At 61.4% G+C, this 21073-nt stretch carries 22 protein-coding genes; 19 read left to right on the top strand and 3 right to left on the bottom strand.

The genetic code is table 11. The features are described from left to right. Positions 1–3 precede the first annotated feature (3 nt). The 10 genes from N2A98_RS02095 (at position 4) to N2A98_RS02050 (ending at position 12924) form a co-directional block, all read left to right on the top strand. Positions 4–2223 carry a primosomal protein N' gene (locus N2A98_RS02095; protein WP_044270715.1) on the top strand — a complete coding sequence of 740 codons (2220 nt, stop codon included), beginning with the start codon at positions 4–6 and terminating at the stop codon, positions 2221–2223. Positions 2224–2427: 204 nt separating this feature from the next. Then, positions 2428–4164, top strand: a complete 1737-nt coding sequence (gene argS, locus N2A98_RS02090) for an arginine--tRNA ligase (protein ID WP_044270713.1) — start codon at positions 2428–2430, stop codon at positions 4162–4164. A 1-nt stretch (position 4165) separates the two neighbouring features. Beyond that, positions 4166–4867, top strand: a complete 702-nt coding sequence (locus tag N2A98_RS02085) for an SPOR domain-containing protein (protein ID WP_003187899.1) — start codon at positions 4166–4168, stop codon at positions 4865–4867. A gap of 255 nt (positions 4868–5122) precedes the next feature. After that, positions 5123–5653, top strand: coding sequence for an ATP-dependent protease subunit HslV (hslV, locus tag N2A98_RS02080; protein WP_003171209.1), 531 nt, complete (start codon positions 5123–5125; stop codon positions 5651–5653). A gap of 37 nt (positions 5654–5690) precedes the next feature. After that, entirely contained in the window at positions 5691–7028 is a 1338-nt protein-coding gene (gene hslU / locus N2A98_RS02075; RefSeq protein ID WP_044270712.1) for an ATP-dependent protease ATPase subunit HslU, read from the top strand. Positions 7029–7188: 160 nt separating this feature from the next. Next, entirely contained in the window at positions 7189–7566 is a 378-nt protein-coding gene (locus N2A98_RS02070; protein ID WP_034125568.1) for a DUF971 domain-containing protein, read from the top strand. A gap of 249 nt (positions 7567–7815) precedes the next feature. Further along, positions 7816–9495: a class II poly(R)-hydroxyalkanoic acid synthase gene (phaC, locus tag N2A98_RS02065; RefSeq protein WP_047712392.1), complete on the top strand. Its 1680-nt coding sequence runs from the start codon at positions 7816–7818 to the stop codon at positions 9493–9495. A gap of 161 nt (positions 9496–9656) precedes the next feature. Then, entirely contained in the window at positions 9657–10502 is an 846-nt protein-coding gene (gene phaZ, locus N2A98_RS02060) for a poly(3-hydroxyalkanoate) depolymerase (protein WP_003187895.1), read from the top strand. A gap of 90 nt (positions 10503–10592) precedes the next feature. Beyond that, positions 10593–12275 carry a class II poly(R)-hydroxyalkanoic acid synthase gene (gene phaC / locus N2A98_RS02055; RefSeq protein WP_275622962.1) on the top strand — a complete coding sequence of 561 codons (1683 nt, stop codon included), beginning with the start codon at positions 10593–10595 and terminating at the stop codon, positions 12273–12275. 28 nt (positions 12276–12303) lie between these two features. Then, on the top strand, positions 12304–12924 hold the full coding sequence (locus N2A98_RS02050; RefSeq protein ID WP_044270704.1) for a TetR/AcrR family transcriptional regulator: 621 nt from the start codon (positions 12304–12306) through the stop codon (positions 12922–12924). Positions 12925–13097: 173 nt separating this feature from the next. Here the strand turns inward: N2A98_RS02050 and N2A98_RS02045 are convergent, their stop codons facing one another. From N2A98_RS02045 to N2A98_RS02035, 3 genes are all read right to left on the bottom strand, one after another. Beyond that, on the bottom strand, positions 13098–14033 hold the full coding sequence (locus N2A98_RS02045) for a phasin family protein (protein ID WP_044270701.1): 936 nt from the start codon (positions 14031–14033) through the stop codon (positions 13098–13100). 12 nt (positions 14034–14045) lie between these two features. Continuing rightward, positions 14046–14468, bottom strand: a complete 423-nt coding sequence (locus tag N2A98_RS02040; protein WP_032893974.1) for a phasin family protein — start codon at positions 14466–14468, stop codon at positions 14046–14048. Between the two features lie 104 nt (positions 14469–14572). After that, entirely contained in the window at positions 14573–14848 is a 276-nt protein-coding gene (locus N2A98_RS02035) for a polyhydroxyalkanoic acid system family protein (RefSeq protein WP_034125562.1), read from the bottom strand. A gap of 145 nt (positions 14849–14993) precedes the next feature. Here N2A98_RS02035 and ubiE point away from each other — a divergent pair, with 145 nt between their 5' ends. Genes ubiE through N2A98_RS01990 form a run of 9 tightly spaced genes read left to right on the top strand, consistent with a single transcriptional unit; the run spans position 14994 to position 20972 of the window. Next, positions 14994–15764, top strand: coding sequence for a bifunctional demethylmenaquinone methyltransferase/2-methoxy-6-polyprenyl-1,4-benzoquinol methylase UbiE (ubiE, locus tag N2A98_RS02030; RefSeq protein WP_003171186.1), 771 nt, complete (start codon positions 14994–14996; stop codon positions 15762–15764). Then, on the top strand, positions 15764–16387 hold the full coding sequence (locus tag N2A98_RS02025) for an SCP2 domain-containing protein (protein ID WP_275622961.1): 624 nt from the start codon (positions 15764–15766) through the stop codon (positions 16385–16387). Before ubiE ends, N2A98_RS02025 begins: the two co-directional genes overlap by 1 nt. Beyond that, positions 16384–17988, top strand: coding sequence for a ubiquinone biosynthesis regulatory protein kinase UbiB (gene ubiB / locus N2A98_RS02020; protein WP_032893976.1), 1605 nt, complete (start codon positions 16384–16386; stop codon positions 17986–17988). Before N2A98_RS02025 ends, ubiB begins: the two co-directional genes overlap by 4 nt. Positions 17989–18029: 41 nt before the next feature. After that, positions 18030–18422, top strand: coding sequence for a phosphoribosyl-AMP cyclohydrolase (gene hisI, locus N2A98_RS02015; RefSeq protein WP_044270698.1), 393 nt, complete (start codon positions 18030–18032; stop codon positions 18420–18422). A 2-nt stretch (positions 18423–18424) separates the two neighbouring features. Then, entirely contained in the window at positions 18425–18757 is a 333-nt protein-coding gene (locus tag N2A98_RS02010) for a phosphoribosyl-ATP diphosphatase (protein WP_003187881.1), read from the top strand. Between the two features lie 26 nt (positions 18758–18783). Beyond that, entirely contained in the window at positions 18784–19062 is a 279-nt protein-coding gene (locus N2A98_RS02005) for a twin-arginine translocase TatA/TatE family subunit (RefSeq protein ID WP_275622960.1), read from the top strand. Between the two features lie 10 nt (positions 19063–19072). Further along, positions 19073–19480 (top strand): Sec-independent protein translocase protein TatB, encoded by a 408-nt coding sequence (gene tatB, locus N2A98_RS02000; protein WP_003187876.1) that lies wholly within the window; start codon positions 19073–19075, stop codon positions 19478–19480. After that, entirely contained in the window at positions 19477–20268 is a 792-nt protein-coding gene (tatC, locus tag N2A98_RS01995; protein ID WP_003187874.1) for a twin-arginine translocase subunit TatC, read from the top strand. The genes tatB and tatC overlap by 4 nt, the downstream gene beginning before the upstream one ends. Further along, positions 20265–20972, top strand: coding sequence for a 16S rRNA (uracil(1498)-N(3))-methyltransferase (locus N2A98_RS01990; RefSeq protein ID WP_044270696.1), 708 nt, complete (start codon positions 20265–20267; stop codon positions 20970–20972). The genes tatC and N2A98_RS01990 overlap by 4 nt, the downstream gene beginning before the upstream one ends. Positions 20973–21073: the final 101 nt, after the last annotated feature.

The following is a 21073-nucleotide window of genomic DNA, read 5'->3' as shown; positions in this document are numbered from 1 at the left end:
CGCGTGCCCGACGCCATTTTGCGCCTAGCCCTGCCCTCGCCCCTGCGCCGCCTGTTCGATTACCGGGCCCCGCCCGGCGTGTCGCGTGCGCAGTTGCAACCGGGCATGCGTGTGCGCGTGCCATTCGGGCGCAGGGAACTGATCGGTATTCTGGTGGAAGTCGCCGACCACAGCGAAGTGCCTGCCGAAAAGCTCAAGCCGGCGATTGCCTTGCTCGACGCCACGCCGCCGCTGCCGCCCGCACTGTTCAAGCTGTGCCTGTGGACCGCGCAGTATTACCAACACAGCCTGGGCGATACCTTGAGCTGGGCGCTGCCTGTGCTGCTGCGCCAGGGCGAACTGGCCGAAGCGCGCCAGGAGCGTTTCTGGTCGATGGTGCCCGGCGCACGCCTCGATGACCCGCGCATCGCCCGCGCCCCGCGCCAGCGTGAGGCCCTGGCCACCTTGGCGCAGCATCCCCACGGCGTGGCCCACCAGCTATTAAGCAAGCTGATGCTGAGCAAAGACAGCCTCGACCTGCTGCTGGCCAAGGGCCTGGTGCAGGTGGAAATCCGCAAGCACGCCCCGGACCCGCGCCACGAACACTGGCTGGCCCAACCGGAGTTGCCGCTGAACCCCGAGCAACGCGCCGCGTATGAGGCGATTCGCGCCGGTTTCGACAGTTTCCACGCGTTCCTGTTGGCCGGTGTCACCGGCAGTGGCAAGACCGAAGTCTATTTGCAACTGATCCGCGAGACCCTGCAGGCCGGCAAGCAGGCACTGGTGCTGATCCCGGAGATCAACCTGGGCCCGCAGACCGTGGCGCGTTTCGAGCAACGCTTCAATGCCCGTATCGCCCTGGTGCACTCGGCAGTCAATGACCGTGAACGCCTGGAGTCGTGGCTGGCGGCGCGGGACGGCGAGGCCGACATTATTATCGGCACGCGCTCGGCGCTGTTCACGCCGATGAAAAACCCCGGGCTGATCATCGTCGACGAGGAGCACGACGGCTCCTATAAACAGCAGGAAGGTTTGCGCTACCACGCCCGCGACCTGGCGCTGGTGCGCGCGCGCCAGGAAGACATCCCGATTGTGCTGGGCTCGGCCACGCCTTCCCTGGAAAGCCTGCACAACGCCTACACCGGCCGTTACGGGCTGCTGCGCCTGAACGAGCGCGCTGGCGGCGCCAAACAACCGCGTTTCCTGCGCCTGGACGTGAAAAGCCGTCCGCTGGACAGCGGCATTTCCGGCCCGATGCAACAGGCCATTGGCCAGACCCTCGCCGCCGGCCAGCAGGTATTGGTGTTTCTCAACCGCCGCGGCTTTGCCCCCACGCTGCTGTGCCATGACTGCGGCTGGATGTCTGGCTGCGAGCGCTGCGATGCGCGCATGACCGTGCACCAGCGCCACGGCGAGTTGCGCTGCCATCACTGCGGCCATGTGGAACGGGTACCGCGCCATTGCCCACAGTGCGGCAAGGTGGACCTGCGGCCCGTGGGCGCCGGCACCGAGCGCGCCGAAGAACGCCTGGGCATTCTGTTCCCGGATTACCCGGTGCTGCGGGTCGACCGCGACAGCACGTCGCGCAAGGACGCCATGAATCAACTGTTCACCACCATCCACAAGGGCCAACCGTGCATTCTGGTGGGCACGCAGATGCTTGCCAAAGGGCATCACTTCCCACGGGTGACCCTGGTGTCGATCCTGGATGCCGACGGTGGGCTGTTTTCCGGCGATTTTCGCGCCAGCGAGCGCATGGCGCAGTTGATCGTGCAGGTAGCAGGGCGCGCCGGGCGGGCCGAAGAGCCAGGCCGGGTGATTATCCAGACGCACCTGGCCGACCACCCGCTGCTGATTCAACTGACGGAACAAGGCTACTTTGCCTTCGCCGAGCAAGCCTTGAGCGAACGCCGCGCCGCCGGCCTGCCGCCCTTTGCACACCTGGCGCTGCTGCGTGCCGAAGCCCACAAACCCGGGCAGGCCGAAGGCTTTCTTGATGAGGCCTGCAGCGCCGCCGAACGTTTACTGGGCGAACTGGCCCTCAGTGGCATCGAATTACTCGGCCCGGTGCCAGCGCCCATGGAGCGACGCGCCGGACGTTATCGGGCTCAGCTACTCTTGCAGGCAACCTCCCGCGCACCGCTGCATCGGCTATTAAGTCGCTGGATGCTTGAGCTGGAGCAACTGCCCAGCGGTCGGCAGGTGCGATGGTCGTTGGATGTAGACCCGGTAGATTTGTATTGAGGGTAATTACGTCATCGCAGGCAAGCCAGCTCCCACATTATGAAATGTGAATACCCTTAAATGTGGGAGCGGGCTTGCCCGCGAAGAGGCCCGCAGGTCCGCCATATAGTCTGAACGGTTGGCAAGCCCGCCCTCGCCACGGATAATGCCCAGTTTTTCCACCTGCGCATCGCGCGCCGCCGCTTGCGGTCGAAAGAGAACACCATGAAAGACACCATTCGCCAGCTGATCCAACAAGCCCTCACCCAACTCGTCAACGAAGGTGTGTTGCCTGAAGGCCTGTCGCCGGCGATCCAGGTGGAGAACACCCGCGACAAGACCCACGGCGACTTCGCCAGCAACATCGCGATGATGCTGTCCAAGCCGGCCGGCATGAAGCCGCGCGACCTGGCCGAAAAAATCATCGCAGCCCTGCCGGCTGACGCCAGTGTCACCAAGGCCGAAATCGCAGGCCCAGGCTTTATCAACTTCTTCCAGAACACCCAGGCCTTGGCGTCGCGCCTGGATGCCGCCCTGGCCGATGCCCGCATCGGTGCACGCAAGGCCGGCGACAGCCAGCGCGTGGTCATTGACCTGTCGGCGCCGAACCTGGCCAAGGAAATGCACGTGGGCCACCTGCGCTCCACCATCATTGGCGACGGCGTGGCACGGGTGTTGGAGTTTCTCGGCGACACCGTGATCCGCCAGAACCACGTGGGCGACTGGGGTACCCAGTTCGGCATGCTGATGGCCTACCTGCAAGAAAACCCGATCACCAGCAACGAACTGGCCGACCTGGAAAACTTCTACCGTGCCGCCAAAAAGCGGTTCGACGAGTCTGAAGAGTTCGCGGACCGCGCCCGTGGCCTGGTGGTCAAACTACAGGCCGGCGACCAAGAGTGCCTGGCGCTGTGGAACCGCTTCCGTGAGATTTCCCTGTCTCACTGCCAGGAAATCTACGAGCTGCTCAACGTGAAACTGACCATGGCCGACGTGATGGGCGAAAGCGCCTATAACGACGACCTGATCAACGTGGTCAACGACCTCAAGGCCAAGGGCCTGCTGGTCGAGAGCAACGGCGCCCAGTGCGTGTTCCTCGAAGAATTCAAGACCGCCGACGGCGAGCCGCTGCCGGTGATCATCGTCAAGGCCGATGGCGGCTACCTCTACGCCACCACTGACCTGGCCGCCGTGCGTTACCGCAGTGGCGTGCTCAAGGCTGACCGTGCGCTGTACTTCGTCGACCAGCGCCAGGCCCTGCACTTCCAGCAGGTGTTCGAAGTGGCGCGGCGCGCCGGTTTCGTCACCCACCCGATGCACATGGAGCACATGGGCTTTGGCACCATGAACGGCGCCGATGGCCGCCCGTTCAAGACCCGTGACGGCGGCACCGTGAAGCTGATCGACCTGCTGACCGAAGCCCAGGAACGTGCCTACAACCTGGTGAAGGAAAAGAACCCGGAGCTGGCCGAGGCCGACCTGCGCAACATCGCCCGCGTGGTGGGCATTGGCGCGGTGAAATACGCCGACCTGTCCAAGCACCGCACCAGCGACTACAGCTTCAACTTCGACCTGATGCTCAACTTCGAAGGCAACACCGCACCGTACCTGCTGTACGCCTACACTCGCGTGGCCGGTGTATTCCGCAAACTGGGCAAGGACTTCAGCGAAGTCCAAGGCCAGATTGCGCTGGACGCCGCCCATGAACAGGAACTGGCGGCCAAGCTCGCGCAATTTGGCGAAGTGCTCAACAGCGTTGGCGAAAAAGGCACGCCGCACATCCTGTGCACCTATTTGTACGAAGTGGCCGGCCTGTTCTCCAGCTTCTACGAGAACTGCCCGATCCTGACCGCCGACGACGAAGCCCAGAAACAAAGTCGCCTGCGCCTTGCCGCATTGGCTGGACGCACCCTCAAGCAAGGCCTGGAACTCTTGGGCCTGGAAACTCTGGAGCGTATGTAAGTTGGCTGCCAAGAAAAAACCTGCACCCAAGCGCGGCGCCAGCCGCTACCAGGCCCCGGCGAAGCAACCGATTCCGGGTTGGCTGTGGATGGCCATCGGCCTTACGGTCGGCGCATTTATCGTGTTTCTGATGAAGCTGGAGCCCGGCCAGGGCGATGACGTCAAGCGCGTCAAACAGGAGCAGCAAAAAGCCACGAAAATCGCCGAAGCCAACAAGACCGCGCCGAGCCCGACCGCACCGGTAAAGCCCAAGTACGACTTCTACACGCTGCTGCCGGAATCGGAAGTGATCGTGCCGCCTGACGCCGTGCCGGAAAAAACCCTGCCGACGCCACAGGTGCCGACCACGCCGGTAACCCCAGCAGAAGCGGCGAAAATCGACACCGCCCGCGCCCAGGCCGCGCTGGCCGGCATCACGCCGCCACCAGCACCGCCAGTGGCAGCCACCAAGGCCGCGCCGGTGACCAAGTTCTTCCTGCAAGCGGGTTCGTTCCCGAAACAGGCGGATGCGGACCGTGTACGCGCACAGATCATTCTGTTGGGCCAGTCGGTATCGGTTGAGTCTGGCACGGTGAAGGACGCGACTTGGTATCGCGTCTTGGTGGGGCCGTTCAGCAACCGTGAACAGCTGACCGTGGCGCAAAAACAATTGGCCGGCGCCGGGTTTAGCAACCTGTTGTTACAACAACGCCAGAGCCGCTGATCCAGCAGCCAACCCGGTTTTAATGTGGGAGCTGGCTTGCCTGCGATAGCGGTGTGACAGTCAATGTTTCAGTGACTGACACACCGCTATCGCAGGCAAGCCAGCTCCCACTTTGGTTTGCAGCGTGCTCAAGTAAGTGTCGAAGCCATAAACACCACTCGTCCGCCCTGCCTTCCTACGGTTGAAATCCCCCTCGCCACCCCCATATGAGTTTCCATCAGGGCATTTTCGCCCCGCTGCGTGGAGACTCTCCCCTTGACCACCATCGTTTCAGTACGTCGCCACGGCAAAGTTGTCATGGGCGGCGACGGCCAGGTTTCCCTGGGCAACACCGTGATGAAAGGCAACGCCAAGAAAGTGCGCCGCCTGTACCACGGCCAGGTGCTTGCCGGCTTCGCAGGCGCAACCGCCGACGCCTTTACCCTGTTCGAGCGTTTCGAAGGCCAGCTTGAGAAACACCAGGGCCACCTGGTGCGCGCCGCTGTGGAACTTGCCAAAGAATGGCGCACCGACCGCTCCCTCAGCCGCCTGGAGGCCATGCTCGCGGTTGCGAACAAAGACGCTTCCCTGATCATCACCGGCAACGGCGACGTGGTTGAACCCGAGCATGGCCTGATCGCCATGGGTTCCGGCGGCGGCTACGCCCAGGCTGCGGCCAGCGCGCTGCTGAAGAAAACCGACCTGTCGGCCCGTGAAATCGTCGAGACCGCCTTGGGTATCGCTGGCGATATCTGCGTGTTCACCAACCACAACCAGACCATTGAGGAGCAGGACCTCGCCGAATAAGCCCTGGGCTTATTCAGGCTTGAGGCCGCCAAACACTATGTCCATGACTCCCCGCGAAATCGTCCATGAACTCAACCGCCATATCATCGGCCAGGACGATGCCAAGCGCGCCGTTGCCATTGCGCTGCGTAACCGCTGGCGCCGGATGCAACTGCCGGAAGAACTGCGCGTTGAAGTAACGCCCAAGAACATCCTGATGATCGGCCCTACCGGCGTCGGTAAAACCGAGATCGCCCGGCGCCTGGCCAAACTGGCCAATGCACCGTTCATCAAGGTCGAAGCGACCAAGTTCACCGAAGTCGGCTATGTGGGCCGCGATGTCGAGTCGATCATTCGAGACCTGGCTGACGCCGCCCTGAAGATGCTGCGCGAACAGGAAGTGACCAAGGTCAGCCACCGCGCCGAAGACGCCGCTGAAGAGCGCATCCTCGACGCCCTGTTGCCACCGGCACGCATGGGTTTCAACGAAGATGCCGCACCTTCGTCGGATTCCAACACCCGTCAGCTGTTCCGCAAGCGCCTGCGTGAAGGCCAGTTGGATGACAAGGAAATCGAGATCGAAGTGGCCGAAGTGTCCGGCGTGGATATCTCTGCCCCGCCTGGCATGGAAGAAATGACCAGCCAGTTGCAAAACCTGTTCGCCAACATGGGCAAGGGCAAGAAGAAAAGCCGCAAGCTCAAGGTCAAGGACGCGCTCAAGCTGGTGCGCGACGAAGAAGCCGGGCGCCTGGTCAATGAGGAAGAACTCAAGGCCAAGGCCCTGGAAGCGGTCGAGCAACATGGCATCGTGTTTATCGACGAGATCGACAAAGTGGCCAAGCGCGGCAACTCCGGCGGCGTGGATGTGTCCCGCGAAGGCGTGCAGCGCGATTTGCTGCCGCTGATCGAGGGCTGCACGGTCAACACCAAGCTGGGCATGGTCAAGACTGACCACATCCTGTTTATCGCCTCCGGTGCCTTCCACCTGAGCAAGCCCAGCGACCTGGTGCCCGAGCTGCAAGGCCGTTTGCCGATTCGGGTGGAGCTCAAGGCGCTGACGCCGGGCGACTTCGAGCGCATCCTCAGCGAGCCGCATGCCTCGCTCACCGAGCAGTACCGCGAGCTGCTGAAAACCGAAGGGCTGGGTATCGAATTCCAGGCAGACGGGATCAAGCGCCTGGCGGAGATCGCCTGGCAGGTCAACGAGAAGACCGAGAACATCGGTGCCCGTCGCCTGCATACCTTGCTTGAGCGCTTGCTGGAGGAAGTGTCCTTCAGTGCCGGCGACATGGCCGGTGCGCAGAATGGCGAAGCGATCAAGATCGATGCTGATTACGTCAACAGCCACTTGGGCGAATTGGCGCAGAACGAAGACTTGTCTCGTTATATCCTGTAAGCCTCACTCAATGTGAGAGTGGCTTGTGTGGGAGCTGGCTTGCCTGCGATAGCATCACCTCAGTGTTCCTGAAACACCGAGGTGCCTGCATCGCGGGCAAGCCCGGCTCCCACATGGGTCCCTCCCACATTTTGGGCCGGTTCCTTCAGGGTTATCTCCAATGTCGAAATTTCCTACCGCAGTAAACCTGCATAAAACCTCCAACACCCTCGGCCTGACCTACGGGCCGGATGAAACCTATCAGTTGCCCGCCGAATTCCTGCGGGTGCACTCGCCTTCCGCCGAGGTCCAGGGCCACGGCAAACCCATCCTGCAATTCGGCAAGCTCAACGTCCGGTTGATCAAGCTGGAACCGGCCGGCCAGTACGCACTGAAATTGACCTTCGACGACGGTCATGACAGCGGACTGTTCACCTGGGATTACCTCTATCAGTTGGCCGTACGTCAGGACGCTTTGTGGGCCGACTACCTGGCCGAGCTCAAAGCCGCTGGAAAAACCCGCGATCCGAGTGAGTCGGTCGTGCGGCTGATGCTCTAGCCCAAGGGTCTTGCTGTTTAGAGCGCATTTTCTAATTTCATCTGCTTGAATGCCCTGTCGCGTGGCCAACGATTGGCCCGCTTGCGAAAAAAAATAAACTCGGGTAACCAATGGAGCTGGCAAGTTCCCTGCATTTGACGATGCGGTATCAACGGTCACCCGAGTCGCAGTACCAGGCTGGTGTCGTGTATCGAAATTGGGTGCGCAGCAATCGCCGGTACTCGTCTTTCGGACAATGGAGCGTCGTAGATGAGTAACAAGAATAACGATGACTTGAAACGCCAGGCCTCGGAAAACACCCTGGGGTTGAACCCGATCATCGCGTTACGCAAAAAGGATTTATTGGCCTCGGCCAAGATGGTGCTGACCCAAGCCATCAAGCAACCGTTGCACAGCGTCAAGCACGTCGCCCACTTTGGCGTCGAATTGAAGAACGTCATGTTCGGCAAATCCGCACTGGTGCCCGAGGGCGACGACCGTCGCTTCAACGACCCGGCCTGGAGCCAGAACCCGCTCTACAAACGTTATTTGCAGACTTACCTGGCGTGGCGCAAGGAACTTCACGACTGGATCGACGACAGCAACCTGTCGGCACAAGACATCAGCCGTGGCCATTTCGTGATCAACCTGATGACCGAAGCCATGGCCCCCACCAACAGCGCGGCCAACCCGGCGGCGGTCAAACGCTTCTTTGAAACCGGCGGCAAAAGCCTGCTCGACGGCCTGTCCCACCTGGCCAAGGACATGGTGCATAACGGCGGCATGCCCAGCCAGGTCAACATGGGCGCCTTCGAAGTCGGCAAAACCCTGGGCACCAGCGAAGGCGCGGTGGTGTTTCGCAACGATGTACTGGAGCTGATCCAGTACAAGCCCATTACCGAACAGGTACACGAACGCCCGCTGCTGGTGGTGCCGCCGCAGATCAACAAGTTCTACGTCTTCGACCTGTGCCCGGATAAAAGCCTGGCGCGCTTCTGCCTGCGCAATGGCCAGCAGACCTTTATCGTCAGTTGGCGCAACCCCACCAAGGCCCAGCGCGAATGGGGGCTGTCCACCTATATCGAGGCGCTGAAGGAAGCGGTCGAGGTGGTCACGGCGATTACCGGCAGCAAAGACGTGAATATGCTCGGCGCCTGCTCCGGCGGCATCACCTGCACCGCGCTGTTGGGCCACTACGCGGCACTGGGGCAGAAGAAGGTCAACGCCCTGACCCTGCTGGTGAGCGTGCTGGATACCACCCTGGACACCCAGGTGGCGCTGTTTGTGGATGAACAGACCCTGGAAGCGGCCAAGCGCCACTCTTACCAGGCCGGCGTGCTGGAAGGCCGTGACATGGCCAAGGTCTTTGCCTGGATGCGCCCCAACGACCTGATCTGGAACTATTGGGTCAACAACTACCTGCTGGGCAACGAGCCGCCTGTATTCGACATCCTGTTCTGGAACAACGACACCACCCGCTTGCCGGCGGCGTTCCATGGCGACCTGATCGAACTGTTCAAGAACAACCCACTGGTACGCCCCAACGCTCTGGAAGTGTGCGGCACGCCTATCGACCTCAAGCAGGTCACCGCCGATATCTATTCCCTGGCCGGCACCAACGACCACATCACGCCGTGGCAGTCCTGCTACAAGTCAGCGCAATTGTTCGGCGGCAAAGTCGAGTTTGTGCTGTCCAGCAGCGGGCATATCCAGAGCATCCTCAACCCGCCGGGCAACCCCAAGGCGCGCTACCAGACCAGCGAGGGCCTGGCCGGCAGTGCGCTGGAGTGGCAGGAGAATGCGACCAAGCACACCGACTCCTGGTGGCTGCATTGGCAGGTGTGGCAGGCGGAACGGGCGGGGAAACTGAAAAAAGCCCCGACGACATTAGGCAATAAAACCTATGCCGCCGCCGAAGCGGCGCCGGGTACCTATGTACATGAACGCTAGGCACTTTTTGTAATTGAAATGAGATCAGATGTGGGAGCGGGCTTGCTCGCGAATGCGGTGTATCAGTATCAGATGTGCCAACCGAAATACCGCATTCGCGAGCAAGCCCGCTCCCACATTTTTGATCGCATTCCGGCTGTAACACTTCACAGGGCTTGAGCATGCCGCAACCGTTCATCTTCCGTACCATCGACCTGGATGGCCAGACCATCCGCACGGCGGTGCGTCCGGGCAAGCCGCACTTGACGCCCCTGCTGATCTTCAACGGCATCGGCGCCAACCTTGAGCTGGTGTTTCCGTTCGTCCAGGCCCTGGACCCGGACCTGGAAGTGATCGCCTTCGACGTGCCCGGCGTGGGCGGTTCCTCGACGCCGAACCGGCCCTACCGTTTCCCCGGCCTGGCCAAGCTCACCGCGCGCATGCTCGACTACCTGGACTACGGCCAAGTGAACGCCGTGGGCGTGTCCTGGGGCGGCGCGCTGGCCCAGCAATTTGCCTATGACTATCCCGAGCGCTGCAAGAAATTGATCCTGGCGGCCACGGCGGCCGGGGCCTTCATGGTGCCGGGCAAACCGAAGGTTTTGTGGCTGATGGCAAGCCCCAGGCGTTATATCCAGCCGTCCCACGTGGTGCGCATTGCACCGATGATTTATGGCGGCTCGTTCCGCCGTGATTCCAAACTGGCCGCCGAACACGCCAGCAAAGTGCGCTCGGCCGGCAAGCTGGGTTACTACTGGCAGTTGTTTGCCGGGTTGGGCTGGACCAGCATTCATTGGCTGCACAAGATCCGCCAGCCCACCCTGGTGCTGGCCGGCGACGATGACCCGCTGATCCCGCTGGTCAACATGCGCCTGCTCGCCTGGCGCATCCCCAATGCACAGTTGCACATCATCGATGACGGCCACCTGTTCCTGATCACCCGGGCCGAAGCCGTGGCGCCGATCATCATGAAGTTTCTCGAAGAGGAGCGCCTGCGCGCCGTGATACATCCGCGACCGGCGGTGTGAAGGAACACACCACCGCGCAACTTGCCAGGAACCGACTATGGTTCTGGATTGGCGTGCCTGCTTGATGTCTTGACGAAGGAGTGTTGGCTCATGCGAGAAAGACCCGTGACGAACCCGGCGCCCACCCCCGCTACGTTCATCAACGCACAAAATGCGATCACCGGCCTGCGTGGCCGGGACTTGCTGTCGACCCTGCGTACCGTGGCCGCGCATGGCCTGCGCAACCCGGTGCACACCGCCCGCCACGCCCTGGCCCTGGGCGGCCAACTGGGCCGCGTGCTGCTGGGTGAGACCGTGCACGAACCCAACCCCAGGGACCATCGCTTCAGCGACCCCACCTGGAAGCTCAACCCGCTGTACCGCCGCAGCTTGCAAGCCTATCTGAGCTGGCAAAAACAGACACGGCAGTGGATCGATGACAGCGCCCTCAGTGACGATGATCGCGCCCGCGCGCAGTTCGCCTTCGCCCTGCTCAACGATGCCGTGTCCCCTTCCAACACCCTGCTCAACCCGCTGGCGATCAAGGAGTTGCTCAACTCCGGCGGCAACAGCGTAGTGCGTGGCGTGAGTAATTTGTTCGAAGACCTGCTGCACAACAACGGTTTGCCGCGCCAGGTCAGCAAGCACGCCTTTGAAGTGGGCAAGACCGTGGCGACCACGCCCGGTTCGGTGGTGTTTCGCAATGAGCTGCTGGAGCTGATCCAATACAAGCCCATGAGCGAAAAACAGTACGCCAAGCCACTGCTGGTGGTGCCGCCGCAAATCAACAAGTACTACATTTTCGACCTGAGCCCGGCCAACAGCTTTGTGCAATACGCGCTCAAAAACGGCCTGCAGACCTTTATGGTCAGCTGGCGTAACCCGGACGTGCGGCATCGCGAATGGGGCCTGTCCACCTACGTGGCGGCGCTGGAAGAAGCGCTCAACGTGTGCCGGGCCGTCACCGGCGCGCGCGAGGTCAACCTGATGGGCGCCTGCGCCGGGGGCCTGACCATCGCCGCGCTGCAAGGCCACCTGCAAGCCAAGCGCCAGTTGCGGCGCATCTCCAGCGCCAGTTACCTGGTAAGCCTGCTGGACAGCCAGATCGACAGCCCCGCAACCCTATTCGCCGATGAGCAAACCCTGGAGGCCGCCAAGCGCCGCTCCTACCAGCAAGGCGTGCTGGATGGTCGCGACATGGCCAAGGTGTTTGCCTGGATGCGCCCCAACGACCTGATCTGGAATTACTGGATCAACAATTACCTGCTGGGCAAGGAACCGCCGGCATTCGACATCCTGTACTGGAACAACGACAACACGCGCCTGCCTGCGGCCTTGCACGGCGATCTGCTGGATTTTTTCAAGCACAACCCCCTGAGCCACCCTGGCGGCCTGGAGGTATGCGGCACGCCCATCGATTTGCGCAAGGTCGCGGTGGACAGCTTCAGCGTGGCCGGCATCAACGACCACATCACCCCGTGGGATGCGGTGTACCGCTCCACGCAACTGCTGGGTGGCGAGCGGCGCTTTGTGCTGTCCAACAGCGGGCATATCCAGAGCATCCTCAACCCACCGGGCAACCCCAAGGCCAACTACGTCGAGAACCCCAAGCTGAGCAGCGACCCGCGCGCCTGGTATTACGACGCCCAGCACGTCGAAGGCAGTTGGTGGCCGCAGTGGCTGGAGTGGGTGCAAAAACGCTCCGGTGTACAACGCGAAACCCTCACCGCCCTGGGCAACCAGAATTACCCACCGATGGAAGCGGCGCCGGGCACTTACGTGCGAGTGCGCTGAGCTCAGCGATCAACTTTAAGAAGACTGGATGAAGACCCGCGACCGTATCCTTGAATGTGCCCTGCAGTTGTTCAACCAAAAGGGCGAACCGAACGTGTCGACCATGGAGGTGGCCAATGAAATGGGGATCAGCCCCGGCAACCTCTACTACCACTTCCATGGCAAAGAGCCCCTGGTGCTCGGGCTGTTCGAGCGTTTTCAATCTGAGCTGGCGCCACTGCTGGACCCTCCCGTCGATGCGCAACTGGAGGCCGAGGATTACTGGCTGTTCCTGCACCTGATTGTCGAGCGCATGGCCCACTACCGGTTTCTGTTCCAGGACCTGTCGAACCTGGCCGGGCGCTTGCCCAAGCTGGCCAAGGGGATCCGTCACCTGCTCACGGCGCTCAAGCGCACCTTGGCGTCATTGCTTGCTCGGCTGAAGGCGGCAGGGCAACTGGTCAGCGATACCCAGGCGTTGGGGCAACTGGTGGAGCAGATCACCCTGACTTTGCTGTTTTCGCTGGATTACCAGCGGATCCTGGACCGTGAAGGTGAGGTGCGGGTGGTGGTGTACCAGATCATGATGCTGGTGGCGCCGCATCTGCTGCCAACGGCGCGGCAGGCGACCGAGCGGTTCGCACTCAAATATCTGGATGACCTGGATTGAAGTGTGGGAGCGGGCTTGCTCGCGAAGGCGGAGTATCAGCTTGCACATGCATCAACTGACACACCGCCTTCGCGAGCAAGCCCGCTCCCACATTGGAAATGCGGCGTTTCTTGGGTCTTCATAAAAAACGCCCGATCTTCGCAGACCGGGCGTTTTTTTGTGTCCCGTAGAAATCAGGACTGACTGGATGGCGTCGGGGTGGCCGGCGTTGCAGTCGGGGTAGCTGCCGCATGCGTCGGTGCGGACACCGAATTAGCGGTAGAAGCGGCCGGTGCTGGCGCAGTGGCTGGCTTGGCCGTTGCGGCGGGCTTGGCGGCTGCCGGTTTTTTCGCTACCGCAGGCTTTTTGGCCGCGGCAGGTTTGGCCGCTGGTTTCGCAGCGGCGGGCTTGGCAGCAGGTTTAGCCGCAGCGGTTTTAGCCGCAGGTTTGGCAGCCGGTTTCGCCGCTGGTTTGGCGGCGGTTTTAGCGGCCACAGGCTTAGCGGCAGGCTTGGCTGCAGGTTTGGCGGCAGCGGTTTTAGCCGCTGGCTTGGCCGCAGGTTTTGCAGCAGCTTTGGCTGGCGCTTTTGCGGCAGGTTTTGCAGCCGGTTTGGCGGCGGCTTTAACCAGAGGCTTGGCGGCAGTTTTGGCGGCGGGTTTTGCAGCTGCGGTTTTAGCTGCTGGTTTGGCCGCCGGTTTTGCTGCAGGCTTGGCGGCGGCAGTCTTGGCGGGAGCCGCTTTGGCGCCGGTGAGTTTTTCGATTTGCTTGGTCAAGGTATCGACCTTGCTGTGCAGCGCCTTCAACTCCGCCTTGCTCGGTACGCCCAGTCGCGAAATAGCACTGTTGAGGCGTTTGTCGAAAGTCTCTTCCAACTTGCCCCAGGTATCCGAAATGCTCGACTTGGCGGAACCCGCGCTCGCCTTGGCAGCGTCGACTTTTTTACCAACCGTGCTCTTGGTCAACTTCTCGGCTTTCTCGCCGTCTTTAACCAGGGTCTCGAAGAGTTTGCTGCCGTCACTGTCGATCTTCGAGTACACGCCTAAACCAGCGAGCCAGATTTTGCGGGAATATTCTTCAACTTTCCCGACCCACGAGCTGCCTTCTTTCTGAGTAGTCTTTTTAACAGCCATCCCGATGTCTCCTTAGTGTTTACGCGCGACACGTTCGAGCAATGCCGTCAGCTCTTCGAGCTTAGCAGAGAGTGTCTCCACGTCATGTTTAGACGCAATGCCGATCCGATTCAAGGCACTGGCGACACGAGTATCAAAAGCTTTTTCAACTTTATCCAGTTGAACTTCAACCAGGCCTTTGACGCCGGAGACGTTACTCTTTACTTGGTCAATCTGACTGTTGGCGGCATCAAGTTGTTCAACTACAACTTTTTTACCTTTACTTTCAACACGTTGACCGCTTCTAACGAGTTCCTTGAAGTACTCGCCGCCCTCGCTGCCGACCTTGGCGTAGGCACCAAGACCCGCCAGCCAGATCTTGCGGGCATAGCTTTTAACCTCACTCAGAGGGGTGGTCTGAACGTCGATTTTTTTCTTCAAAATAACTTTGGCCATGGTGCACCTCACACAGAATTGGGTGGCGGACAGCCCGCAGGAGTTGAGGGCTTGGGCACAAAGTAGGGTTTAAAATTAGAATCGGCACCCTAAGCACAGGCGTATCAGGCCAGGGCCTTATCCAGGGCTTTTTCGATTTCGGACTTGATCGTGCCACTCATGGCCGACATCAACAGGCCAAGTTCCACATCAATGCGCAGCGAATCATCGGCCACCAATACCGTGCCTTTAACCCCGGAGCGCTTGAGCTTCAGGGTGTCGCCAGCCCATGAGGACTCCACCCCATATTTATCCTCGAGTTTGCGCGCCAATTGCTCAGCCTTGGCCCGCGCCTGTTCTTTTCCCAGGGTGTGTTCACGCTCAACGGTAATACGGGCCATTGCAATGACTCCTCTTTATAACGACTCAGAACACCCGCCATGCGGCAAAAGGTCTCGATGAGCGCCTATCTTACCTGCAGCCTTGCCAAGACAAAGTAGGCCTTCGGGATTATCATGTCCCGCATTCTCTTTTGGTGACAGCGATATGACTGATCAGCGCAAAGGCAGCGATGCCGAACCCACCACTCACTTCGGCTTCAAGAACGTCCCGGAAAGCCAAAAGGCGGAAAAAGTCGCTGAGGTGTTCCACTCCGTGGCAGCCAAGTACGACCTGATGAACGACGTGCTCTCCGGCGGCATGCACCGCCTGTGGAAGCGCTTCACCATCGAGTTGTCGGGCGTACGCACCGGCAACCGGGTGCTGGACATCGCCGGTGGCACCGGCGACCTGGCGGCCAAGTTCTCCAAGCTGGTTGGCCCCACCGGCCAGGTGGTATTGGCCGATATCAACGGCTCGATGCTCAAGGTTGGCCGCGACCGCCTGCTCGACAAAGGCGTGGCCGGCAATATCGAATTCGTCCAGGCCGACGCTGAAAAGCTGCCGTTCCCCGACAACCATTTCGACTGCGTGACCATTGCCTTCGGCCTGCGTAACGTGACCCACAAGGAAGACGCGATCCGCTCGATGCTGCGCGTGCTCAAGCCGGGTGGCCGCCTGCTGGTGCTGGAGTTCTCCAAGCCGACCAACGCGCTGATGTCCAAGGTCTACGACACGTACTCCTTCGCCTTCATGCCGTTGATGGGCAAGTTGATCACCAACGATGCCGAGAGCTACCGCTACCTGGCCGAGTCGATCCGCATGCACCCGGACCAGGAAACCCTGAAGTCGATGATGGTGGAGGCCGGTTTCGACCGCGTGACCTACCACAACATGACGTCCGGCATCGTCGCCCTGCACCGCGGCATCAAGCCCTGATGCTGCTGCAAGGTCTTCTCGCCAGCGTCGAGCACGGCCTCAACCGTGTACTGCGCCTGGACAGCACCGCCCTGGCGCGGCTCGCGCACCTGACCGGCAAAGTCATCGCCGTCGATTGCCGCAGCCCCGCCTTGCAGCTGTTTATCCTGCCCAGCGATGAAGGCCTGCGGCTCGCCACCCAATGGGCCGCTGAAGCCGATTGCACCTTGCGTGCGCCGGCCTCCAGCCTGTTGCACTTGGCGCTGAGCCGCAACAAGACTGCCATCCTCCACAGCCCCGAGGTGGAGCTGGAAGGCGACAGCGCGGTGCTGATGGACCTGGCCGCCGTGCTGCAAGACCTGGAGCTGGACTGGGAATACGAACTATCGCGCTGGATCGGCCCCGTCGCCACCCAGTTGATCAGCGGGCACCTGCGCAGCCGCTCGCGCTGGTATCAGCAAGGGTTCGCCAGCCTCAACCAGAACCTTGCCGAATACCTGAGCGAAGAATCGCGCACCCTGGTCGGGCAACGGGAAGCGCAAGCGCGCTTTCGCGAGCTCGACAAGGCCAAAATCGACCTGGAACGCCTCGAGGCCCGCTTCGAGCGCTTGAGCCGTTCCCTTGATCCAAGCGATAACGCATGAAGCTGCTCGCCGTCCGCCGTTTGTTTCGTATCCAGCGCGTCGTAATCCGCTACCGTCTCGATGACCTGCTGTTTGCCCTGCCCTTGCCGTGGTTTTTGCTGGCGGTGCGTTATGTGCTGCCGTGGCGCTGGTTGCCGCGCAAGCCGTCGCCGTTGAGCCGTGGCGCCAGCCTGCGCCTGGCGTTGCAGGACTTGGGGCCGATCTTCATCAAGTTCGGGCAGATCCTCTCCACCCGCCGCGACCTGTTGCCCGAAGACATCGCCGACGAGCTGATGCTGCTGCAAGACCGCGTGCCGCCGTTCGACTCGCAGCAGTCGATGGCGCTGATCGAAGAACAGCTGGGCCAGAAGATCAGCGAGGTGTTCAGCCGCTTCGACGTCGAGCCCCTGGCCTCGGCGTCGGTGGCGCAAGTGCACGCCGCGCAACTCAAGACCGGCGAAGAAGTGGTGGTGAAAGTCATTCGCCCAGGCCTCAAGCCGATCATCGGCCAGGACCTGGCGTGGCTGTTTGTCCTCGCCCGCGCGGCCGAACGCTTCTCCGCCGATGCGCGCCTGCTGCACCCGGTGGACGTGGTCGCCGACTACGAAAAAACCATCTACGACGAACTCGACCTGCTGCGCGAAGCGGCCAACGCCAGCCAATTGCGACGCAACTTCGAAGGTTCGCAACTGCTGTACGTGCCGCAAGTGTATTGGGACTGGTGCCGGCCAAAAGTGCTGGTGATGGAGCGCATCTACGGCGTGCAGGTCACCGACCTTGCGACCCTGGCCGACCAGCGCACCGACATGAAGATGCTGGCCGAGCGCGGTGTGGAGATTTTCTTCACCCAAGTGTTCCGCGACAGTTTCTTCCACGCCGACATGCACCCGGGCAACATCTTCGTCAGCACCGTCAACCCGTGGAGCCCGCAGTACATCGCCATCGACTGCGGCATCGTCGGCAGCCTCACCCCCGAAGACCAGGATTACCTGGCGCGCAACCTGTTTGCCTTCTTCAAGCGCGACTACCGCCGTGTGGCGCAGTTGCACATTGATTCGGGCTGGGTGCCGGCGGAAACCAAGCTCAATGAATTCGAAGCGGCGATCCGCACGGTGTGTGAGCCGATCTTCGAAAAACCGTTAAAAGATATTTCCTTCGGCCAGGTGCTGATGCGCCTGTTCCAGACCGCGCGGCGCTTCAATATGGAAGTGCAGCCGCAACTGGTGCTGTTGCAAAAGACCCTGCTGAACATCGAAGGCCTGGGCCGCCAGCTGTACCCGGACCTCGATTTGTGGAACACCGCGCAACCCTTCCTGGAACGCTGGATGCGCGAGCGCATGAGCCCCAAAACCATGCTGGGCAACCTGCACAGCCAGTTCGAACAGCTGCCGCACCTGGCCAACATGACCCGCGACCTGCTGGAGCGCATGTCCCAGCCCCACGCCAAGGACCCTGAGCCACCGTGGCGCAAGCGCAAGGACGATTGGTTCCTGCGCCTGCTCGGCGCCGCGCATCTGGTGGGCGGGGTGATGCTGGCGATTGGTGGGCCATTGAACCAACTGGGCCACTGGCCAGCCGGCATCATGGTCGCCGTGGGTGTTTATCTGATCGTGCGTCGATAGCCAATCCGGTTATACACTGTCGCAAATTGCCGGAGCCGAACATGAAAGACTGGCTGGATGAGATCAAATGGGACAATGACGGCCTGGTGCCGGCCATTGCCCAGGACTACAAGACCGGGCGCGTGCTGATGATGGCCTGGATGAACCGCGAGGCCCTGAGCCTTACCGCCGCCGAGCAGCGCGCCATCTACTGGTCACGTTCGCGTGGCAAACTGTGGCGCAAGGGCGAAGAATCCGGGCACGTGCAGACCCTGCATGAGCTGCGCTTGGACTGCGATGCCGACGTGGTGATCCTCAAGGTCGAACAGATCGGCGGCATTGCCTGCCACACTGGCCGCCACAGTTGCTTCTATCGCGTGTTCGAGAATGGCGAATGGAAGATTGTGGAGCCGGTGCTCAAAGACCCGCACGCCATCTACCCAGCAGGACACTGAACATGAGCGATACCCTGAACCGTGTGGCCCAGGTGCTGGAAGACCGCAAAGGCGCGGACGCCGACAGCTCCTACGTCGCCAGCCTGTACCATAAGGGTCTGAACAAGATTCTGGAAAAACTCGGCGAAGAATCCGTCGAGACCATCATTGCGGCCAAGGACGCGCAAATCAGCGGTGATTACAGCGATGTAATCTATGAGACCGCAGACTTGTGGTTCCATAGCCTGGTGATGCTCGCCCAACTGGGGCAGCACCCACAGGCCGTGCTGGATGAACTGGACCGTCGCTTCGGCTTGTCCGGGCACGCCGAGAAGGCTTCGCGCCCGTCCGCCTGAATAACTAAGACTTGAGGATTTGAAGCATGGGCATTTTTGACTGGAAACACTGGATCGTCATTCTGGTGGTGGTGGTATTGGTGTTCGGTACCAAGAAACTCAAGAACCTGGGCACCGATGTGGGCGAGTCGATCAAGGGCTTTCGCAAAGCCATGAACGATGATGAAAAGCCAGCCGAGCCAAGCGCCACCCCGGTGCCACCGGCCCAGCCTGTTCACCCGCAGGCCACCCAGCCGATCACCGAGCGCCGTACCTTCGACGTTCAGGCTGAAAAGGTCCAAGAGCCGACCCGCAAAGACTCGTGAGCACTGACTAATGTTTGGTATCAGCTTCTCTGAACTGCTGCTCGTCGGCCTGGTGGCCTTGCTGGTACTGGGGCCGGAACGCCTGCCCGGTGCCGCACGCACCGCCGGCTTGTGGATCGGGCGCCTCAAGCGCAGTTTCAACGCGATCAAACAGGAAGTTGAACGGGAAATCGGTGCCGACGAAATCCGCCGGCAATTGCACAACGAACATATCCTCTCGTTGGAGCAGGAAGCCCGCAAGATTCTTTCCCCGGTGCAAGAGCCGGCCAAGCCGGTAACGCCGGTGGCCGAGCACAGCATCGCGCCAGCCCCTGTGGCCGACGCCGCACCGGCAGCGCCAGCCCCAACGACGCCCGCGCCGACGCCCGTTGCGTCGCCCGCACCCCATGACCCTACATTGCCGCCGCGAGCCCCATGAGCGCTGATAAACCGGAAAACGACCAGCACATGCCGCTGGTCTCGCACCTCACCGAGCTGCGCACCCGCCTGCTGCGTTGCGTGGCGGCGATCTTCATCATCTTTGCCGGGCTGTTCGCCTTTACCCAGCAGATCTACACCTTCGTCTCGACACCCCTGCGCCAGTACCTGCCAGCCGGCGCGACGATGATCGCCACCGATGTGTCGTCGCCGTTCCTGACGCCCTTGAAGCTGACCATGATGGTCTCGCTATTCCTGGCGATCCCGGTGATCCTGCATCAGATCTGGGGCTTTATCGCGCCGGGCCTGTACAAGCATGAGAAGCGCATCGCCGTGCCATTGCTGGTGTCGAGCATCCTGCTGTTCTACACCGGCATGGCCTTCGCCTACTTCCTGGTGTTCCCGCTGATCTTCAAGTTCTTTGCCGCTGCCACCCCGGCCGGCGTGGAAATGATGACCGATATCACCAGCTACCTCGATTTCGTGATGACGCTGTTCTTCGCCTTCGGCGTGGCATTCGAAATCCCGGTGGCGGTGGTGTTGCTGGTGTGGATCGGCGTGGTCGACGTCAAGTACCTGAAGAAGATCCGCCCGTACGTGATCATCGGCTGCTTCGTGGTCGGCATGATCCTCACACCGCCGGACATCTTCTCCCAGACCTTGTTGGCGGTGCCGATGTGGATGCTGTTCGAAGTGGGCATCCTGTTCAGCGGCTTGATCAGCAAGCGTGGCGAACACCCGGATGACGCGCCTGTCGACGACGACCAGCCGCCAGCGACCCAGCCGTGAACCTGCTGCTGCTCGAAGAGGCCGACTTTATCGCGGCCGACCGCGTAGTGCTGCGTGATCGGCGCCTGGTGCATATGCAGGAGGTTCACCGCGCCGCCGTCGGTGACACCCTGCGCGTGGGCCGCATTGGCGGGCTGATGGGTAATGCCCAACTGCTGCGCCTGGAAGCCGCCGACGCCGAACTGCAAGTGAGCTTCGACCAACCGCCGCCGAGCAAACTGCCCCTGACCTTGCTGCTGGCCCTGCCCCGCCCGAAGATGCTGCGCCGGGTGCTGCAAACAGTGGCGGCCATGGGCGTGCCCAAGGTGGTACTGGTCAACAGCTACCGGGTGGAAAAAAGCTTCTGGCAAACCCCGTTCCTGGAGCCTGAAGCGGTGCGCGAGCAACTGATCCTCGGCCTGGAGCAAGCGCGGGACACGGTGCTGCCCGAGATCATTATCGAGAAACGCTTCAAGCCGTTTGTCGAAGACCGGCTGCCGGCCATGGCGGCTGGCACCCTGGGCCTGATCGGCCATCCGGGCGATTACCCGGCTTGCCCCCGAGCCCTGGAAGAACCGGTGACCCTGGCCATCGGCCCGGAAGGCGGCTGGATTCCCTATGAAGTGGACCTGCTGGCCAAGGCCGGGTTGCAGCCGGTGCAGTTGGGTGCACGTATTTTGCGCGTCGAAACCGCCGTAACCGCCCTGCTCGCCCGCCTGTTCTAACCCCCCGCAGATCAAGCGATCATCTCGCCTTCTGTAGGAGCGAGCTTGCTCGCGAAAACCTCACAGACGCCGCGTTTACTCAGGAAGCACGCGTTACCGTT

Origin of the sequence: Pseudomonas sp. FJ2-5-13 (assembly GCF_029201605.1) — a bacterium.
In the GTDB taxonomy this organism is placed as follows: Bacteria; Pseudomonadota; Gammaproteobacteria; order Pseudomonadales; family Pseudomonadaceae; genus Aquipseudomonas; species Aquipseudomonas lactis.
Note: the sequence above shows the minus strand (reverse complement) of the source record. Positions and strands in the feature narration are given on the sequence as shown.

Excerpts from the sequence above, each read along its gene's own strand:
- argS (WP_044270713.1), top strand. The coding sequence starts at position 2,428 with ATGAAAGACACCATTCGCCAGCTGATCCAACAAGCCCTCACCCAACTC.
- hslU (WP_044270712.1), top strand. The coding sequence starts at position 5,691 with ATGTCCATGACTCCCCGCGAAATCGTCCATGAACTCAACCGCCATATC.
- N2A98_RS02070 (WP_034125568.1), top strand. The coding sequence starts at position 7,189 with ATGTCGAAATTTCCTACCGCAGTAAACCTGCATAAAACCTCCAACACC.
- phaC (WP_047712392.1), top strand. The coding sequence starts at position 7,816 with ATGAGTAACAAGAATAACGATGACTTGAAACGCCAGGCCTCGGAAAAC.
- phaZ (WP_003187895.1), top strand. The coding sequence starts at position 9,657 with ATGCCGCAACCGTTCATCTTCCGTACCATCGACCTGGATGGCCAGACC.
- phaC (WP_275622962.1), top strand. The coding sequence starts at position 10,593 with ATGCGAGAAAGACCCGTGACGAACCCGGCGCCCACCCCCGCTACGTTC.
- N2A98_RS02050 (WP_044270704.1), top strand. The coding sequence starts at position 12,304 with ATGAAGACCCGCGACCGTATCCTTGAATGTGCCCTGCAGTTGTTCAAC.
- N2A98_RS02045 (WP_044270701.1), bottom strand. The coding sequence starts at position 14,033 with ATGGCTGTTAAAAAGACTACTCAGAAAGAAGGCAGCTCGTGGGTCGGG.
- N2A98_RS02040 (WP_032893974.1), bottom strand. The coding sequence starts at position 14,468 with ATGGCCAAAGTTATTTTGAAGAAAAAAATCGACGTTCAGACCACCCCT.
- N2A98_RS02035 (WP_034125562.1), bottom strand. The coding sequence starts at position 14,848 with ATGGCCCGTATTACCGTTGAGCGTGAACACACCCTGGGAAAAGAACAG.
- ubiE (WP_003171186.1), top strand. The coding sequence starts at position 14,994 with ATGACTGATCAGCGCAAAGGCAGCGATGCCGAACCCACCACTCACTTC.
- N2A98_RS02025 (WP_275622961.1), top strand. The coding sequence starts at position 15,764 with ATGCTGCTGCAAGGTCTTCTCGCCAGCGTCGAGCACGGCCTCAACCGT.
- ubiB (WP_032893976.1), top strand. The coding sequence starts at position 16,384 with ATGAAGCTGCTCGCCGTCCGCCGTTTGTTTCGTATCCAGCGCGTCGTA.
- hisI (WP_044270698.1), top strand. The coding sequence starts at position 18,030 with ATGAAAGACTGGCTGGATGAGATCAAATGGGACAATGACGGCCTGGTG.
- N2A98_RS02010 (WP_003187881.1), top strand. The coding sequence starts at position 18,425 with ATGAGCGATACCCTGAACCGTGTGGCCCAGGTGCTGGAAGACCGCAAA.
- N2A98_RS02005 (WP_275622960.1), top strand. The coding sequence starts at position 18,784 with ATGGGCATTTTTGACTGGAAACACTGGATCGTCATTCTGGTGGTGGTG.
- tatB (WP_003187876.1), top strand. The coding sequence starts at position 19,073 with ATGTTTGGTATCAGCTTCTCTGAACTGCTGCTCGTCGGCCTGGTGGCC.
- tatC (WP_003187874.1), top strand. The coding sequence starts at position 19,477 with ATGAGCGCTGATAAACCGGAAAACGACCAGCACATGCCGCTGGTCTCG.